At 72.4% G+C, this 18120-nt stretch carries 13 protein-coding genes and 1 pseudogene; 12 read left to right on the forward strand and 2 right to left on the reverse strand.

The features are described 5' to 3' along the window. Nucleotides 1-47 precede the first annotated feature (47 nt). The 5 genes from C1708_RS11865 to C1708_RS11885 all read left to right on the forward strand — a co-directional run bounded on the left by C1708_RS11865 (nucleotide 48) and on the right by C1708_RS11885 (nucleotide 8086). Complete coding sequence (locus tag C1708_RS11865; protein ID WP_106412651.1) at nucleotides 48-1724, forward strand: fumarate hydratase; 1677 nt, start codon at nucleotides 48-50, stop codon at nucleotides 1722-1724. 268 nt (nucleotides 1725-1992) lie between these two features. Then, nucleotides 1993-3420 carry a M20/M25/M40 family metallo-hydrolase gene (locus C1708_RS11870; RefSeq protein WP_198602468.1) on the forward strand — a complete coding sequence of 476 codons (1428 nt, stop codon included), beginning with the start codon at nucleotides 1993-1995 and terminating at the stop codon, nucleotides 3418-3420. A gap of 111 nt (nucleotides 3421-3531) precedes the next feature. Then, the gene (locus tag C1708_RS11875) at nucleotides 3532-4935 is read left to right on the forward strand and encodes a class II fumarate hydratase (RefSeq protein ID WP_106412652.1); all 1404 of its coding nucleotides are present in this window, start codon (nucleotides 3532-3534) and stop codon (nucleotides 4933-4935) included. A gap of 72 nt (nucleotides 4936-5007) precedes the next feature. After that, complete coding sequence (fomD, locus tag C1708_RS11880) at nucleotides 5008-5700, forward strand: cytidylyl-2-hydroxypropylphosphonate hydrolase (RefSeq protein WP_106412653.1); 693 nt, start codon at nucleotides 5008-5010, stop codon at nucleotides 5698-5700. A 274-nt stretch (nucleotides 5701-5974) separates the two neighbouring features. Beyond that, the gene (locus C1708_RS11885) at nucleotides 5975-8086 is read left to right on the forward strand and encodes a SpoIIE family protein phosphatase (RefSeq protein ID WP_106412654.1); all 2112 of its coding nucleotides are present in this window, start codon (nucleotides 5975-5977) and stop codon (nucleotides 8084-8086) included. Between the two features lie 143 nt (nucleotides 8087-8229). On the opposite strand, the gene C1708_RS11890 is transcribed toward C1708_RS11885, so the two are convergent. Continuing rightward, nucleotides 8230-10518 (reverse strand): transglycosylase domain-containing protein, encoded by a 2289-nt coding sequence (locus C1708_RS11890; RefSeq protein ID WP_198602469.1) that lies wholly within the window; start codon nucleotides 10516-10518, stop codon nucleotides 8230-8232. A 269-nt stretch (nucleotides 10519-10787) separates the two neighbouring features. Here C1708_RS11890 and C1708_RS11895 point away from each other — a divergent pair, with 269 nt between their 5' ends. From C1708_RS11895 to C1708_RS11915, 5 genes and pseudogenes are all read left to right on the forward strand, one after another. Continuing rightward, nucleotides 10788-11723 (forward strand): SPFH domain-containing protein, encoded by a 936-nt coding sequence (locus C1708_RS11895; RefSeq protein WP_106412655.1) that lies wholly within the window; start codon nucleotides 10788-10790, stop codon nucleotides 11721-11723. Beyond that, nucleotides 11720-11983: pseudogene (locus C1708_RS35035) on the forward strand (type II toxin-antitoxin system antitoxin); the annotation flags it as partial. The gene C1708_RS11895 and the pseudogene C1708_RS35035, both read left to right, overlap by 4 nt. Nucleotides 11984-12266: 283 nt before the next feature. Then, the gene (locus C1708_RS11905; RefSeq protein WP_106416259.1) at nucleotides 12267-12791 is read left to right on the forward strand and encodes a PadR family transcriptional regulator; all 525 of its coding nucleotides are present in this window, start codon (nucleotides 12267-12269) and stop codon (nucleotides 12789-12791) included. Continuing rightward, the gene (locus C1708_RS11910; RefSeq protein WP_106412656.1) at nucleotides 12788-13483 is read left to right on the forward strand and encodes an ABC transporter ATP-binding protein; all 696 of its coding nucleotides are present in this window, start codon (nucleotides 12788-12790) and stop codon (nucleotides 13481-13483) included. Before C1708_RS11905 ends, C1708_RS11910 begins: the two co-directional genes overlap by 4 nt. Continuing rightward, complete coding sequence (locus C1708_RS11915; RefSeq protein WP_106412657.1) at nucleotides 13480-15861, forward strand: ABC transporter permease; 2382 nt, start codon at nucleotides 13480-13482, stop codon at nucleotides 15859-15861. The genes C1708_RS11910 and C1708_RS11915 overlap by 4 nt, the downstream gene beginning before the upstream one ends. Here C1708_RS11915 and C1708_RS11920 read toward each other — a convergent pair. Then, nucleotides 15806-16813 carry a LysR substrate-binding domain-containing protein gene (locus C1708_RS11920; RefSeq protein WP_198602470.1) on the reverse strand — a complete coding sequence of 336 codons (1008 nt, stop codon included), beginning with the start codon at nucleotides 16811-16813 and terminating at the stop codon, nucleotides 15806-15808. The genes C1708_RS11915 and C1708_RS11920 overlap by 56 nt on opposite strands. A 133-nt stretch (nucleotides 16814-16946) precedes the next feature. On the opposite strand from C1708_RS11920, the gene C1708_RS11925 reads away from it, so the two are divergent. Further along, nucleotides 16947-17501 (forward strand): peroxiredoxin, encoded by a 555-nt coding sequence (locus C1708_RS11925; RefSeq protein WP_106412659.1) that lies wholly within the window; start codon nucleotides 16947-16949, stop codon nucleotides 17499-17501. Between the two features lie 6 nt (nucleotides 17502-17507). Next, nucleotides 17508-18041, forward strand: coding sequence for an alkyl hydroperoxide reductase (locus C1708_RS11930; RefSeq protein WP_106412660.1), 534 nt, complete (start codon nucleotides 17508-17510; stop codon nucleotides 18039-18041). Nucleotides 18042-18120 lie beyond the last annotated feature (79 nt).

Raw genomic sequence — 18120 nt, forward strand, 5'->3', positions numbered from 1 at the left:
TGGGAAGGCCCGCCGACGGAGGCGGGCGGTCTTCCGTCGAGTGAGGAATGGGCGAGATGCCTGAGTTCGAGTACGCCGATCTGCTCCCCATGGGAGAGGACACCACCCCCTACCGGCTGGTGACCTCCGAAGGTGTGTCCACCTTCGAGGCCGACGGCCGGACGTTCCTCAAGGTCGAGCCGGAGGCGCTGCGCAAGCTCGCCGAGGAGGCCATCCGCGACATCCAGCACTACCTGCGCCCCGCGCACCTCGCCCAGCTGCGCCGCATCATCGACGACCCCGAGGCGTCCGGCAACGACAAGTTCGTCGCCCTGGACCTGCTGAAGAACGCGAACATCGCGGCGGCGGGCGTGCTGCCGATGTGCCAGGACACCGGCACGGCGATCGTCATGGGCAAGCGCGGGCAGAACGTGCTGACCGAGGGCGGCGACGAGGAGGCCCTGTCCCGGGGCATCTACGACGCCTACCAGAAGCTCAACCTGCGCTACTCGCAGATGGCTCCGCTCACCATGTGGGAGGAGAAGAACACCGGTTCCAACCTCCCCGCGCAGATCGAGCTGTACGCGACGGACGGCGACGCGTACAAGTTCCTCTTCATGGCCAAGGGCGGCGGCTCCGCCAACAAGAGCTTCCTGTACCAGGAGACCAAGGCCGTCCTGAACGAGGCCTCCATGATGAAGTTCCTGGAGGAGAAGATCCGTTCGCTGGGCACGGCCGCCTGTCCGCCGTACCACCTGGCGATCGTGGTCGGCGGCACCTCGGCCGAGTACGCGCTGAAGACGGCGAAGTACGCCTCCGCGCACTACCTGGACGAGATCCCGAGCGAGGGCTCGCCGCTCGGGCACGGCTTCCGGGACAAGGAGCTCGAGGAGAAGGTCTTCGAGCTGACCCAGAGGATCGGCATCGGCGCCCAGTTCGGCGGCAAGTACTTCTGCCACGACGTGCGCGTGGTGCGCCTGCCGCGGCACGGCGCGTCGTGCCCCGTCGCCATCGCGGTCTCCTGCTCGGCCGACCGCCAGGCGGTCGCGAAGATCACGGCCGAGGGCGTGTTCCTGGAGCAGCTGGAGACCGACCCGGCGCGCTTCCTGCCGGAGACCACGGACGAGCAGCTCGACGACTCCGGCGACGTCGTGAGGATCGACCTCAACCAGCCGATGAAGGCGATCCTCGCCGAGCTGTCCAAGTACCCGGTGAAGACCCGGCTCTCGCTGTCCGGCCCGCTGGTCGTGGCGCGCGACATCGCGCACGCGAAGATCAAGGAGCGGCTGGACGCGGGCCAGGAGATGCCGCAGTACCTCAAGGACCACCCGGTGTACTACGCCGGCCCCGCGAAGACGCCGGAGGGCTACGCGTCCGGGTCCTTCGGGCCCACCACGGCCGGGCGGATGGACTCCTACGTGGAGCAGTTCCAGGCGGCCGGCGGGTCGCTGGTGATGCTGGCGAAGGGCAACCGCAGCAAGCAGGTCACCGACGCGTGCGCCGCGCACGGCGGCTTCTACCTCGGCTCCATCGGCGGTCCGGCGGCGCGGCTCGCGCAGGACTGCATCAAGAAGGTGGAGGTCGTCGAGTACGAGGAGCTGGGGATGGAGGCGGTCTGGAGGATCGAGGTCGAGGACTTCCCCGCGTTCATCGTCGTGGACGACAAGGGGAACGACTTCTTCCAGGATCCGGCGCCCCAGCCGACGTTCACGTCGATCCCGGTGCGGGGACCCGGGCTCGCCTGAGCCTTCGTCGGCCCTTGCGGGCCTCGTCCTCGGACGCCGGAGGGGCCGCGCGCGGCCCCTCCGGCGTCCGAGGAGCGGGGTCCGGGGCGGAGCCCCGTGTCCGCATAGCGGATTTCCTGTGCCGCTTTCGGACAACCTGGCCCCGCCCGGTCCGACGCCGTTGACCCGATCAACAACTTGCTGTGACTCTTCCTGGCAGCCCGGCATGCACATGCCATGCCGGGTCCCTCGCGTGGCGACCCCACAGCCACCGTCCGGAGGAGTCCAGGTGAAACGAAGATTCGCCCTGGCGGGCACCCTGCTCGCCCTCGTGCTCGGCTTCGGCACACTCCCCGCCGCGGCCACCCCGTCCGGCACGTCCCCCGCCTCCACCACCACCGCCCTCGCCGCCCCCGACATCAGCGTCACCGCGGTACGGGCCCACCTCGAGGAACTCAGCGCCGTCGCCGCCCGCAACGGCGGCAACCGCCGGTCCACGACCCAGGGTTACCGCGACTCCGTCGCCTACGTGAAGGGCAGGCTGCAGGCCGCCGGCTACACCGTCACCGAGCAGCCCTGCACCTCCGGCTGCACCAGCGGCGCCGGACCCAACCTGATCGCCGAGTGGCCCCGGGGCGACGCCGACAACGTGTACATGTTCGGCGCCCACCTCGACGGCGTCTCCGCCGGACCCGGCATGAACGACAACGCCTCCGGCTCCGCCGCCCTGCTGGAGAACGCCCTGGCGCTCGCCCGGGAGAACCCGGACCTGCGCAACCGGGTCCGCTTCGCCTGGTGGACCGACGAGGAGCAGGGCCTCAACGGCAGCTACTTCTACGTCCGTTCGCTGTCGTCGGCGGAACGCTCCCGGATCAAGGCGTACTACAACTTCGACATGATCGCCTCGGTCAACGGCGGCTACTTCATCAACCACATCACCTCCGCGGCCGCCGCTCCGATGAAGGCGTACTGGGACTCCCTCGGCCTCCGGCCCGAGGAGAACACCGAGGGCGCCGGCCGCAGCGACGACTACTCCTTCGAGCGGTACGGCATCCCCACGTCCGGCTACGCGATGGGGGCGAGCGCCCGGAAGACCGCCGCGCAGGCCGCCAAGTGGGGCGGCACCTCCGGCGCGTCGTACGACCCCTGCTACCACCGGGCGTGCGACACCCTCTCCAACATCAACACCACCGGCCTCGACCGCGCGGCCGACGGCATCGCGTACACCGTGTGGCAGCAGGCCGCCGGCACCGGCGGCGGCGTCTGCGACACCGCCGGCGTCATCGGCAACGGCGGGTTCGAGAGCGGGACCGCGCCGTGGACCGGGACCACCGCGGCCATCGCCGCCCACACGGGCCGGCCCGCGCACGGCGGCACCCGCTTCGCCTGGCTCGGCGGCAACGGCTCCGCCGGCACCGAGTCGATCAGCCAGACGGTGACCGTGCCGGCCGGCTGCACGGGCGCGTCGCTGGGCTTCTGGCTGCGCGTCGAGACCGCCGAGTCCGGCACCCGGGCGTACGACACGTTCACCGTCCGGGTGAACGGCACCACGCTCGCCACCTGGTCCAACGTGCACGCGGGCGGCGGCTGGACGCAGCGCTCGGCCGACCTGTCCGCGTACGCCGGGCAGACGGTGACCGTGGCGTTCACCGCCACCGAGGACCGCAGCCTGCAGACCGGCTTCCTGCTGGACGACGTGAGTCTGCAGAGCGACTGACGCCCCCCACGGGTGCTCCGCCCCGCCGCGTGCCGTCGCGGCGGGGCGGACGGCCTTTCCGGGGAATACGCTCGTCCGACACCGCTGCTGTGCTCCACGGAGGTACACACGATGACGACCACGGACGACGCCCGGAACCACCGCATCGAGCACGACTCCATGGGGGAGGTGCGAGTCCCCGCCGACGCCAAGTGGCGGGCGCAGACCCAACGGGCGGTGGAGAACTTCCCGGTCTCCGGGCAGCGCCTGGAGCGCGCCCACATCGAGGCGCTGGCCCGCGTCAAGGCCGCCGCCGCCAAGGTGAACGCCCGGCTCGGGGTGCTGGACGAGGACATCGCCGAGGCGATCCAGGAGGCGGCCGCGGAGGTCGCCGAGGGCCGGTGGGACGAGCACTTCCCGGTGGACGTGTTCCAGACCGGGTCCGGGACCTCGTCCAACATGAACGCCAACGAGGTCATCGCCACCCTCGCCACCGAGCGGCTGGGCCGGGACGTGCACCCCAACGACCACGTCAACGCCTCCCAGTCGTCCAACGACGTCTTCCCCTCGTCGCTGCACATCGCCGCCACCGCCGCGGTCACCCGGGACCTGATCCCGGCCCTGGAGCACCTCGCCGCCGCCCTGGAGCGCAAGGCGGAGGAGTTCGCCGACGTGGTGAAGTCCGGACGCACCCACCTGATGGACGCCACGCCCGTCACCCTGGGCCAGGAGTTCGGCGGGTACGCCGCCCAGGTGCGGTACGGCGTGGAGCGGCTGCACGCCTCCCTGCCCCGGCTGGCCGAGCTGCCGCTGGGCGGCACCGCCGTCGGCACCGGCATCAACACCCCGCCCGGGTTCTCCGCCGCCGTGATCGAGGAGGTGGCGCGGGCGACCGGGCTGCCGCTGACCGAGGCGCGGGACCACTTCGAGGCGCAGGGCGCCCGGGACGGCGTGGTGGAGACCAGCGGGCAGCTGCGCACCGTCGCCGTCGGCCTGACGAAGATCGCCAACGATCTGCGGTGGATGGCGTCGGGGCCGCGCACCGGCCTCGCCGAGATCGTCCTGCCCGACCTCCAGCCCGGCTCCTCGATCATGCCCGGCAAGGTCAACCCGGTGATCCCGGAGGCCGTGCTGATGGTGTGCGCCCAGGTCATGGGCAACGACGCGACCGTCGCCGTGGCCGGCGCGTCCGGCAATTTCGAGCTCAACGTGATGCTGCCGGTGATCGCCAAGAACGTGCTGGAGTCGGTGCGGCTGCTCGCCAACGTCTCCCGGCTGCTCGCCGACCGCACGGTCGACGGGATCGTCGCCGACCGGGAGCGGGCCCGCGAGTACGCCGAGTCCTCGCCGTCCGTGGTCACCCCGCTGAACAAGTACATCGGCTACGAGGAGGCCGCGAAGGTCGCCAAGAAGTCCCTCGAGGAACGCAAGACCATCCGGCAGGTGGTGCTGGAGAACGGCTACGTCGAGCGCGGCGACCTGACCGTGGAACAGCTGGACGAGGCGCTGGACGTCCTGCGGATGACACGCCCGTAGGGCCCGGCGCGCCGGGGGTGGACCGTGACCGGGGCCGCAGCGTCGCGTGGCCGGGCCACCTAATATCTGCGCATGACAGAGGGTGGAACCACGACGCACGGCCGCGCGGACGGGGCGGCCCGCCACTGGGAGCCCGGGACGCAGATCCTGTGGCGGTACCGGGAGAACGGCGGCGCGCGCATCCACATCGCGCGCCCCGTCACGGTCGTGCGCGACGACCCGGAGCTGCTGGCCGTGTGGATGGCGCCCGGCACCGAGTGCGTGAGACCCGTCCTCGCCGACGGCACCCCGGTCCACCGGGAACCCCTCGCCACCCGCTACACCAAGCCGCGCACGGTGCAGCGGGACCGCTGGTTCGGCACCGGCGTGCTGAAGCTGGCCCGGCCCGGCGAGCCCTGGTCGGTGTGGCTGTTCTGGGAGCCGGGCTGGCGGTTCAAGAACTGGTACGTGAACCTGGAGGAGCCGCTCGCCCGCTGGGCGGGCGGGGTGGACTCCGAGGACCACTTCCTGGACATCTCCGTGCGGCCGGACCGCGGCTGGCACTGGCGGGACGAGGACGAGTTCGCGCAGGCCCAGCGGGACGGCCTGATGGACTCCGCGCTGGCCCGGCGGGTGCGCGCGGCCGGGCGCGCCGCGGTCGCGGTGATCGACGCCTGGGGGCCGCCGTTCTCGGACGGCTGGGAGAACTGGCGTCCGGATCCGGCGTGGACGGTACCGTCACTGCCACAGGACTGGGACCGCACACCGGCGCACGCGTCCTCGTGAGACCCTTGCTGCGCCCCCGGGCGGAAAACGTAGGATCGTCGTCCGCAAGGGCGCGGAGCAGCAACCACCGGAGCGCGCGCGAGGCTTGACCGGACGTCACCGAGGGGCGGCAGGACGTGAGCGAGGGGTACGGAAACACCGGTACGGGCCGAGGACGGCCGGCCGGCGTCGCAGGAACAACCTCTGACCACACGCGGAATCCGTTCCGGGGGCACCTGTTCCGGGTATCGGAGTTCCGGCGGAGCGAACCGCGCGCACGGCGTGCGCCGGACGGATGGACTCGACACGCGTGACGGAGCAGCCGATCTCCTTCGAGCGCCCCCAGCCGGGCGTGGACCCCGCGGATCCCCGCGGGGCGTTCCCGCGTTCCCCGGCCCCGGAGCGGACGGCCGGCACCGGGGCCGCCTTACCGGCACAGGGCCGCTCCGGCGGTGAGCCGCCCGCGCCCGGCACGGTCGCGTCCGGCGGCTCCGGCTCCGACGCGGCGGACGGTCCCGCCTCCGAGCACTCCCAGCCGGGCGCCGGCCCGGACGCGGAGCCGGACGCCCACCGTCCGCGGCCCGCACCGGACGGCATCCCGGTGCAGCCCGCCGACGGGCAGGACCGGGTGGCCCAGCCCCCGGGCGGCACCGAGCGCCGCACGGGCCAGGTGGCACGGCCGGGCCGTCCCACGCCGATGCGGCGGGACGGGGACCGGCTGCGCTTCGTCGGCGCGGCCACCCGGCGGATCGCCCGCGGCATCGACCTGGACGAGATCGTGATGGGGCTGTGCCGGGCGACCGTGCCCACCTTCTCCGACGCGATCCTGGTGTACCTCCGGGACCCGCTGCCGGTCGGCGACGAGCGGCCGACGGGCCCGCTGGTGCTGCGGCTGCGCCGCACCGACCGGATCCCGGCGGAGCGGGACACCGAGGGCGGCGGGTTCATGCCGATCGCGCCGCCGGAGCCGTCCGAGCTGGACGCGGTCGGCGAGGAGCTGTGCACGGTGCGGCCCGGCAGCGCGCTCGCCGAGGTGCTGCGCGGGGTCCGCCCGGTGTTCACGGACGCCCCCGCCGCGCGGGCGGCGCTGCCCGAACTCCTCGGCGAGGAGGGCGCGGCGGCGGTCCCGGACGGCCAGCGGGCCGTCCTCGCGCCGCTGCGCGGCCGCCGCCGGGTGATCGGCGCGGCGCTGTTCCTGCGCCGCCCCGAGCGCATCCCGTTCGAGGCCGACGACCTGCTGGTGGCGGCGCAGCTCGCCACGCACAGCGCCCTCGGCATCGACAAGGCCGTGCTGTACGGGCGCGAGGCGTACATCGCGGACGAGCTGCAGCGCACGATGCTGCCGGAGACCCTGCCGCGCTGCACCGGCGTACGGCTGGCGTCGCGGTATCTGCCGGCCGCGGAGACCGCCCGGGTGGGCGGTGACTGGTACGACGCGATCCCGCTGCCCGGCAGCCGGGTGGCGCTGGTGGTCGGCGACGTGATGGGGCACTCCATGACGTCGGCGGCGATCATGGGCCAGCTGCGCACCACCGCCCAGACGCTCGCCGGGCTCGACCTGCCGCCGCAGGAGGTGCTGCACCACCTCGACGAGCAGGCGCAGCGGCTCGGCGTGGACCGCATGGCGACCTGCCTGTACGCGGTGTACGACCCGGTCGCGCACCGCATCACCATCGCCAACGCCGGCCATCCGCCGCCCGTGCTGCTGCACCTGGGCGGGCGCGCGGAGGTGCTGCGGGTGCCCGCGGGCGCCCCGATCGGCGTGGGCGGGGTGGACTTCGAGGCCGTGGAGCTGGAGGCGCCCGCCGGGGCGACCCTGCTGCTCTACACCGACGGCCTGGTGGAGTCCCGGCTGCGGGACGTGTGGACCGGCATCGAGCAGCTGCGCGAGAAGCTCGCCGCGACCGCGCAGCTCACCGGCCCGGACCATCCGCCGCCGCTGGAGGCGCTGTGCGACGAGGTGCTCGACATGCTCGGCCCGGGCGACCGGGACGACGACATCGCGCTGCTCGCCGCCCGCTTCGACGGGATCGCGCCGAGCGACGTGGCGTACTGGTTCCTGGAGCCGGAGGACGCCGCGCCCGGCCGGGCCCGCCGGCTGGCCCGGCGGCAGCTGTCCCGCTGGGGCATGGAGGAGCTGAGCGACTCGGTGGAGCTGCTGGTCAGCGAGGTCGTGACCAACGCCGTGCGGTACGCGTCCCGGCCGGTGACGCTGCGGCTGCTGCGCACCGGCGTGCTGCGCTGCGAGGTCGGCGACGACGTGCCGCAGCTGCCGCGGCTGCGGCAGGCGCGCGCCACGGACGAGGGCGGGCGCGGGCTGTACCTGGTGAACCGGCTGGCCCGGCGCTGGGGAGCGACCCGGCTGAGCACCGGCAAGGTGGTGTGGTTCGAGCTGAACCACGGCTGAGCGTACGCGGGGGCGCCTGCGCCGTTCTCCCTCCGTGAGCACGGCCCGCCCCGCCGCGGGGGTTCCGGCCTGGGCCGGGCGCGGCGGGTCGTGGGCTGCTCGCGCAGTGCCCCGCGCCCCTCGGGGGCGCGGGGCGCGGCGGCCTACTCGCGATCGTCGAGCGGGTCCTCCGGGCCGTCCGGCAGGTCGAAGGTCGGCGGCGGGGAGGTCGTCGTCGTCTCGGACGGCGACGGGCTCGTCGGCGTCTGCGTCGGCGGCTCCGTCGTCGGCGGCGCGGTCGTGGTGGTGGACGGCGGCGCCGAGGTGGTCGGCTCCTCCGTCGTCGGCTCCTGGCTCGGGGTCCGCGACGGCGTCTCGGACCGCGACGGGCTCGGAGGGGGCGTCACGGCCGCGCCCTGCTCGGTCTCCAGGTCGAACTCGGAGACCTCGTCCGTCACGCCGAAGGTGTACGCGGCCCAGATCTCGGCGGGGAAGCCACCGCCGTTGACGCGGTGGTCGACACCGCCCGCCCCGTACATCGGGACCTGCTTGCCGTTCTGCGGGTCCTCGCCGAACAGACCGACGGAGGTGACCAGTTCGGGCGTGTAGCCGGTGAACCAGGCCGACTTGTTGTCGTCGGAGGTACCCGTCTTGCCCGCCACCTGCTGGCCGTCGCGCAGCGGGTTGTCGCGCACGGAGGCGCGGGCGGTGCCGTCGTCGACCACCCCGGTGAGCACCGAGGTGACCGTGTCGGCGGCCCGGCGGCTGATGACCGACTGGCCCACCGGGTCGGGCATCTCGACGGTGCGGTCCTTGTGCTCGACCGACTTCACGATCGACGGCGTGACCTGCTTGCCGTGGTTGGCGAGGGTGGCGTAGACGCCGGCCATCTGCAGGGGGCTGGCGCCCATGGTGCCCAGGGTCTGTGCGGGGAACGGGTCCAGGTCCTCGCTCATGCCGAGCGCGGTCGCGGTCTCCATCACGTCCGTCATGCCGACGTCGACGCCCATCTGCGCGAAGACGGAGTTGACGGACTTGTTCATCGCCTCCTGGACGGTGATGTCGCCGTAGTCCTTGTCGTCCTCGTTGGGCGGGGCGAAGCCGACCTCCTCGCCGCCGTCGACGACGGGGCGCTCGCTGTCGCCGTCGTAGACGGTGTCGGCCGTGATCGGCTCGCCGTCCTGGGTCTCGGCGCCCCGTTCGACGGCCGCGGCGAGGATCACCGGCTTGAAGGTGGAGGCCGGCTGGTAGTCCTGGCGGGTGGCGTTGTTGGTGTAGTGCTTCACGTAGTCCACGCCGCCGTACATCGCCACGACCTTGCCGGTCTTCGGGTTCACGGAGACGGCGCCGGCCTGGACGTCGGCGTCGACGTCCCGCTTCTCGGGGTCGAGCTTGCTGGTGAGCCGCTCCTCGACCGCTTTCTCCAGCGCCTTCTGCTTCTTCTTGTCGATGTTCAGCGTGATGGTGTAGCCGCCGCGGTCCAGCAGCGCCTTGGCCTGTTCCAGGTCCTCGGCGGCGCCCTGCTCGACGAGCTGCTTCTTGACCGCCGCGTTGGCCGCCTCGACCAGGTAACCGGTCTGGCCCTCCATGCCGGGGGCGGCCTTGGGCTCCTTCGGCACCGGGAACCTCATGCCGGCCCGCTCGCCGGCGTCCAGCCACTTCTGCTCGACCATGTTGTCCAGGACGTAGTCCCAGCGCTCCCGGACGAGCTTCTTGCCGGTGTCGCCGGCGATCGCCCAGTCGTACTGGTTGGGCGCCTGGAGCAGCGCGGCGAGGTAGGCGCCCTGTTCGACGGTGAGGTCCTCGGCGTCGACGCGGTAGTAGGCCTGGGCGGCGGCCTGGATGCCGTAGGCGCCGCGGCCGTAGTAGCTGGTGTTGATGTACCCGGCGAGGATGTAGTCCTTGGACTTCTCCCGGTCCAGCTTCAGGGAGATGACCAGCTCCTTGAGCTTGCGGGAGACGGTCTGCTCCTGCGTCAGGTAGTAGTTCTTGACGTACTGCTGGGTGATCGTCGAGCCGCCCTGCGCGCCCTTGCCGGACAGGGTGTTGAGGACACCGCGGGCGGTGCCCTTCAGGTCGACGCCGGCGTCCTTGTAGAACGTCTTGTTCTCGGCGGCGACGAACGTGCGCTGCACGGGCTTGGGGACCCGGGCCAGGTCGACGATCTCGCGGTTGCGGTCGCCGTCGCGGGCCAGCAGGCTGCCGTCGCTGTACTCGTAGACGTTGCTCTGCAGCTCGGCGTCGGCGTTGCCCTCCGGGATGTCGATCACCATGTACAGCACGATGAAGGCGCCCATGCCGAGCAGGCACAGGCCCATGAAGGTCCCGGCGATCCTCTTCAAGGTGAAGAGGCGGCGTATGCCGGTGCGGCCGCCCGCACCGGCGGCGCGGCCCTTGGGTGCCGCACGGCGCCCGCCGCGCTGCCGTGCGCGTCTTTCTTCCGCTCGTCCCATACGCCTGTTCCGCTCCGCTTCGTATCTGCGTGCCCAGGTGGCACACGAGTTCGCCGCTCAGGTCAGCTCAGCAAGCTAACACCGGGAGCTATGACAAAGGGCCGCCGATCCGGTCTTTACGGACGTGACAATCAGCACCCGCCCCAACGGAACCGACGTACGAGAGGGGCCTGAGGTTGCCGCGAACCGATAATGTGATATCACTTAGCTAGGAAAGAGCTAGACGATCGGACGCCGTGCGAGACGCACGGGGAATCGGGGGAGCACCCATGACCACACACGACCCGCAGATCACGGCCGACGTGCCCGAGATGCCGGCCCCGCGCGTCCGGGAGATCCCGGCGCACAGCATCGGCGGCGGGCTGGCACTGCTGCTCGGACTGCTCGGGCTGCTGGCCGGCGCGGTGATGATCGTCACCGCCACGGCGGTGGACGGCACCGGCGCCAAGGCCGGGCTCATCGCCGGCGGCGTCGTCGTCGCGCTCGCCGCGTTCATCGCGATGTGCGGGCTGAACATGGTCGCGCCGGGCGAGGCCCGGGTGGTGCAGCTCTTCGGCCGTTACCGGGGCACCCTCCGCCAGGACGGCCTGCGCTGGGTGAACCCCTTCACCTCCCGCACCAAGATCTCCACCCGGGTGCGCAACCACGAGACCGCGGTGCTGAAGGTGAACGACGCCTACGGCAACCCGATCGAGCTGGCCGCGGTCGTGGTGTGGCGGGTCGAGGACACCGCGCAGGCCACCTTCGAGGTGGACGACTACGTCGAGTTCGTCTCCACCCAGACCGAGGCGGCCGTGCGGCACATCGCCATCGAGTACCCCTACGACGCCCACGACGAGGGCGGCCTGTCGCTGCGCGGCAACGCGGAGGAGATCACCGAGAAGCTGGCGGTCGAGCTGCACGCGCGCGTCGAGGCGGCCGGCGTGCAGATCATCGAGTCCCGCTTCACGCATCTCGCCTACGCCCCCGAGATCGCCTCGGCGATGCTCCAGCGGCAGCAGGCGGGCGCGGTCGTCGCGGCGCGGCAGCTGATCGTGGAGGGCGCCGTGGGCATGGTCGAGACGGCCCTGGCCCGGATCCAGGAGCAGGACATCGTGGACCTCGACCCGGAGCGCAAGGCGGCCATGGTGTCCAACCTGATGGTCGTGCTGTGCGGTGACCGCTCGGCGCAGCCGGTCCTCAACACCGGGACGCTCTACCAGTGACCGCGCCGTCCGGGGACCCGGCCCCGCAGCGCCGGCCGCAGCGCAAGCAGGTGCTGCTGCGGCTGGACCCGGCGGTGTACGAGGCACTGGCCCGCTGGGCGGGCGACGAACTGCGCTCGGCGAACGCGCAGATCGAGTTCCTGCTCCGCCGGGCCCTGGCGGAAGCCGGCCGCCTCCCCGGCGAGACGGGGCCCCTTCCCCGGCGGGGGCGGCCCCCCGGCTCCGGCACGACGGCGGGCGGCGGGCGCCCGGGACCGGCACGGCCCCCGGGGCCGGGTCCGGCCCCGGGCCCCGGCCCGGCCTCCGCGCCTCCGGCTCCCCCCGACGGACCGCCCCCGGGCGGCGCCTCGCCCCCCGGACGCTCCGGGGACTGAACCGGCCCCCGCCGCCACCCGGGCGAGGGCCGCACGCATGCCCGCGGCAGGTCGGGGCCGGTGACACAACCGTGACAATGGCCCCTCACCAGGGGCGTTCCCCTCTCCCGAACGAACTCTGCACCACGTGTATACATACCGCGTATACACGGTGTGTAGAGTGCTCCGCATGTCCATCGGTCACACCCTCCTGGGGCTCCTGGAGTCGGGACCGCGTCATGGTTACGACCTGAAGCGGGCCTTCGACGAGAAGTTCGGTCACCACCGGCCACTGCACTACGGCCAGGTCTATTCGACGATGTCCCGGCTGTTGAAGAACGGCCTCGTCGAGGTCGACGGCATCGAGGCCGGCGGCGGGCCCGAGCGCAAGCGGTACGCCATCACCGAGGCCGGCGTCACCGACGTCGCCCAGTGGCTCGCCACGCCGGAGAAGCCCGAGCCGTACCTCCAGTCGACGCTCTACACCAAGGTCGTCCTCGCCCTCCTCACCGAGCGCGACGCCGCCGACGTCCTCGACACCCAGCGCTCGGAACACCTGCGCAGCATGCGCATCCTCACCGACCGCAAACGCAAGGGCGACCTCGCCGACCAGCTCATCTGCGACCACGCGCTCTTCCACCTCGAGGCCGACCTGCGCTGGCTGGAGCTGACCGCCGCACGCCTCGACAAACTCCGTGAGGCGGTGGCCCGATGACCACGTCCGCACCCGCCGGTTCCCTGCTCGCCGCGAGGGACCTGCAGAAGGCCTACGGCCCGACCAAGGCCCTCGACGGGGCCGCGTTCTCGATCCACCCGGGCGAGGTCGTCGCCGTGATGGGTCCTTCCGGCTCCGGCAAGTCCACCCTGCTGCACTGCCTCGCCGGCATCGTCACCCCCGACGCCGGGTCGATCATGTACCACGGCCGTGAGCTGACCGCGATGAACGACTCCGAGCGCAGCGCCCTGCGCCGCTCCGAGTTCGGCTTCGTGTTCCAGTTCGGCCAGCTCGTGCCGGAGCTGACCTGCGTGGAGAACGTCGCGCTGCCGCTGCGGCTGAACGGCACGCCCCGCAAGGAGGCCGAGCGCGCCGCCCTGTCCTGGATGGAGCGCCTGGAGGTCGACGACGTCCGCAAGAAGCGGCCCGGCGAGGTGTCCGGCGGTCAGGGCCAGCGGGTCGCGGTGGCCCGCGCGCTGGTCACAGGACCGCGCGTGGTGTTCGCCGACGAGCCGACCGGCGCGCTGGACTCGCTGAACGGCGAGCGGGTGATGGAGCTGCTCACCGAGGCCGCCCGGTCCACCGACGCCGCCGTCGTCCTCGTGACGCACGAGGCGCGCGTCGCCGCGTACTCCGACCGCGAGATCGTCGTCCGGGACGGCAAGGCCCGCGACATGGAGCGGGTCGTATGAGCGCGCGAGGGGGGAAGCGCCCCGCCCGGGCGGAGCCGAGAGCCTGGGGGACGGCGCGGGACCTCGCCCTGGGCGTCCGCTTCGCCGTCACCGGCGGCCGCGAGGGCTGGACCCGGGCCCTGCTCACCGCCGTGGGCGTCGGGCTGGGGGTGGCGCTGCTGCTGCTCACCACCGCCGTGCCGAACCTGCTCGACGGACGCGACCGGCGGGAGGAGGCCCGCCAGGACAACGCATACATTCCGGACACCCTGCGCCCGTCGGACGACACCCTGCTCATCGCGCACGCCAACAGCGACTTCAAGGAGCGCGACCTCCGCGGCCGCCTGGTCGAGCCCGAGGGGCCGGACGCCCCGGTGCCGCCCGGCGTGAGCGAACTCCCCGAGCCCGGTTCGATGGTGGTCTCCCCCGCCCTGAAGGAGCTCCTCGCCTCCGACGAGGGCGCGCTGCTGCGCGAGCGGCTGCCGTACGACATCGTGGGCACCATCGGCAAGCCGGGGCTGATCGGCTCCCAGGAACTCGCCTGGTACGCGGGCGGCACCGGCCTCGCCGAACAGCTGGACCACCCGTTGGTCATGCGGATCGACGCCTTCGGCACGCACGGGACCGAATCGGCCGAGCCGCCGGACCCGGTCCTCGTGATGCTGACGCTGGTCGTCTTCGTGGTGCTGCTGGTGCCGGTCGCCGTGTTCATCGCCACCGCCGTGCGGTTCGGCGGCGAGCGGCGCGACCGCAGGCTCGCCGCGCTGCGGCTGGTCGGCTCCGACAGCCGGATGACCCGGAGGATCGCCGCGGGCGAGGCGCTCGCCGGCGCGGTGCTCGGGCTGGTCTTCGGCACCGGGTTCTTCCTGGCCGGACGTGAGTTCGCGGGGTCCGTCGAGCTGTTCCGCGTCAGCGTCTTCCCGAGCGACCTCGACCCCTCGCCGCTGCTGGTGCTGCTGGTCGCGGTCGCGGTCCCGGCCGCCGCGGTCCTGGTCACTCTGTTCGCGCTGCGCGGCGTGGTGATCGAGCCGCTGGGCGTGGTCCGCACGGCACGGCCGGCCCGCCGCCGGCTGTGGTGGCGGCTGCTGCTGCCGCTCGCCGGGATCGGCATGCTCCTCCCGATGACCGGCCAGGGCCGCGACCACGGCGACTTCAACCAGTACCTGGTCGTCGGCGGTGTGCTGTGCCTCCTCGTCGGCATCACCGCCCTGCTGCCGTGGGTCGTGGAGACGGTGGTCGCCCGGCTCGGCGCGGGCGGTCTGGCCTGGCAGCTCGCCGTGCGCCGGCTCCAGCTGAGCAGCGGCACGGCGGCCCGCATGGTCAACGGCATCGCCGTGGCGGTGGCCGGCGCGATCGCCCTGCAGATGCTGTTCGCCGGCATCGACGACCAGTACACCCGCGACACGGGACAGGACGTCTCCCGCGCGCAGATGCAGGTCGACCTGCCCGACGGCGTCCCGGTGGCCCCGGCCGCGGCGGACTTCGAGAAGACCGAGGGCGTGCGCGGCGTCCACGCGCTCTCCTACGGATACCTCCACGAGAAGCCCGCCGACTCCGAGGAACCGGGCCGCGGCGCCCAGCTGACCGTCGGCGACTGCGAGGCCCTGCGCATGGTCGCGAAGCTGACCGGCTGCGCGGACGGTGACGTCTTCGCGCTGACCGGCGCCGACTACGACACGGACACCCAGGCCCTGAACAAGCCAGGCCGCGCACTGCACCTGGACCAGGGCAGCACGCCCGGCGCGCGGGGCGACGCCCTCTGGACCGTGCCCCGGGGCGTGAAGCGCGCCGTCTCCGTGCAGGACCCCACCGGGATGCTGAGCAGCGGCTTCCTGCTGACGCCGGGCGCCGTGACGCCCGACGTCGGGAAGCGGGTGTCCGGAAGGCTGTGGCTCGTCATCGACGAGTCGGTGCCCGACGTGCAGGAACTGGTGCGCAACACGGCCGCCGCCGTCGACCCGCTGGCCCACGCCTCCACCTGGGTCGCCACCGAGCGCACCGCCCGGTTCGACTCCCTCCGCACCGGCCTGTTCGTCGGCGCCACCGCCGTGCTGGTGCTCATCGGGGTGAGCCTGCTGGTCTCGCAGCTGGAGCAGTTGCGGGAGCGCCGCAAGCTGCTGTCGGCCCTGGTCGCGTTCGGCACCCGGCGCCGCACGCTGAGCCTGTCGGTGCTGTGGCAGACGGCGGTCCCGATCGGTCTGGGCCTCGCGCTCTCCGCGCTGGTGGGCACGGTCCTCGGCGCGGTGCTGCTGCGGATGACCGCGACTCCGGTCCGGGTGGACTGGGGAACCGTGCTCGGGATGACGGGCGTCGGCGCGGGCGTGGTCGCCCTGGTCACCCTGCTCAGCCTGCCGCCGCTGCTGCGGATGATGCGCCCGGACGGTCTGCGGACCGAGTGACGGGACGCCGGTCCTCCACCGTGCGGACCGGCAGGTCGCGCAGCGCCTCGCGCAGCGCGACCGCAAGCTGTTCGTACTCCGCCGCCCTCGCCGCGCCCGTGCGCATGGCGAGGGCGATGCGGCGTTTCGGGGCGGGGTCGGCGAAGCGCGCGGTGAGGAGGCGGTCGGCGCGGCTGGTCTCCACCTCGACGGCGGTGTGCGGCAGCAGCGTGACGCCGAGCCCGCCCGCCACGAGCTGCACCAGCGTGGACAGTCCGGCCGCCGTGGTGGTGGCGGCCACCCCCGCGCTGCCGGCCTCGCGGCAGATGTCGAGGGCCTGGTCGCGCAGGCAGTGCCCCTCGTCGAGCAGCAGCAGGTTCAGCTCGCGCAGCACCGTGCGGGGGATGCCGCAGCGTCCGCCGAGCGGGTGCCCGGGCGGGGTGACCAGCACGAAGTCCTCGTCGAACAACGGCAGTTCGGTCACCCCGGGGACCCCGAGGGGCACGGCGAGCAGCAGCAGGTCGAGCCGGCCCGCGGCCAGCCCGTCGAGCAGGCTGGCGGTGTGCTCCTCGTGCACCTGGAGGTCGAGGCGCGGATAGCGGTCGTGGACCAGCCGGAGCACCGTGGGCAGCAGATACGGCGCGACGGTCGGGATGACGCCGAGCCGCAGCGCCCCGGTGAACGGCGCCCGCAGCGCGTCCGTCTCCTCCATGAGCGCGCCGACCTCCGCGAGCACGCCCTTGGCGCGGGCGGCGAGCCGCTCCCCGGCCGGGGTGAGCAGCACCCTGCGTGTCGTACGCTCCACGAGCGTCATGCCGAGCGTCTCCTCCAGCGCCGACAGCGCGCCGGACAGCGCGGGCTGACTCATCCCCAGGGCCGCGGCCGCGTCGCGGAAGTGCAGATGCTCGGCCACCGCCGCGAACGCCCGGAGCTGCGCCAGGCTCGGCTGCCGACGCCGATCACCCACAGTCACTGATAGGTCCCTCCGATCAACACGACCGAGTGTAGCTATTTCTTTGATCAATGCACTCTGTGCCAACATCAACTCGGTCCAACCGTTGGGAAACACCCATAATCGGGGTGTTTCTTCGCTGCAAGGAGAGCCTGTGCTCACTGTCGGTGACAAGTTCCCCGAGTTCGAACTGACCGCCTGTGTCTCGCTGGAGAAGGGCAAGGAGTTCGAGACGATCGACCACAAGACCTACGAGGGCAAGTGGAAGGTCGTGTTCGCATGGCCCAAGGACTTCACCTTCGTGTGCCCGACCGAGATCGCCGCGTTCGGCAAGCTGAACGACGAGTTCGCCGACCGCGACGCCCAGGTGCTCGGCTTCTCCGGTGACTCGGAGTTCGTCCACCACGCCTGGCGCAAGGACCACGACGACCTGCGCGACCTGCCGTTCCCGATGATGGCGGACCCGAAGCACGAGCTGATGCGCGCCCTCGGCATCGAGGGCGAGGACGGCTACGCCAAGCGCGCCGTGTTCATCGTGGACCAGAACAACGAGATCCAGTTCTCCATGGTGACCGCCGGCTCCGTCGGCCGTAACCCGAAGGAGGTCCTGCGGGTCCTGGACGCCCTGCAGACCGACGAGCTCTGCCCGTGCAACTGGTCCAAGGGCGACGAGACCCTGGACCCGGTCGCGCTGCTGGCCGGGGAGTGAGCTGACGTGTCCCTCGACTCCCTGAAGTCCCGCATACCGGACTACGCCAAGGACCTGAAGCTCAACCTGGGTTCGGTCATCGGCAACTCCGACCTGTCCGCCCAGCAGCTCTGGGGCACGGTGCTGGCGACCGCCATCGCCTCGCGCTCCCCGATCGTGCTGCGCGAGCTGGAGCCGGAGGCGAAGGCGAACCTGTCGCCGGAGGCGTACACGGCCGCCAAGGCCGCCGCCGCGGTGATGGCGATGAACAACGTCTTCTACCGCACCCGCCACCTGCTGTCGGACCACGAGTACGGCAACCTGCGGGCCGGCCTGCGGATGAACGTCATCGGCAACCCGGGCGTCGACAAGGTCGACTTCGAGTACTGGTCCTTCGCCGTGTCCGCGATCAACGGCTGCGGCATGTGCCTGGACTCGCACGAGCAGGTGCTGCGCAAGGCCGGCGTGGACCGTGACGTCATCCAGGAGGCGTTCAAGATCGCCGCGGTGGTCCAGGCCGTCGCCGCGACCCTCGACGCCGAGGCGGTGCTCGCGGAATAACGCCTCCGCGTCCGCCCCGTCACCCGCGTGCCACGGGCCCGTCCACCCTCCGGGGGTGGACGGGCCCGTCGCCGTTCCG

Origin of the sequence: Streptomyces sp. DH-12, assembly GCF_002899455.1 — a bacterium.
In the GTDB taxonomy this organism is placed as follows: domain Bacteria; phylum Actinomycetota; class Actinomycetes; order Streptomycetales; family Streptomycetaceae; genus Streptomyces.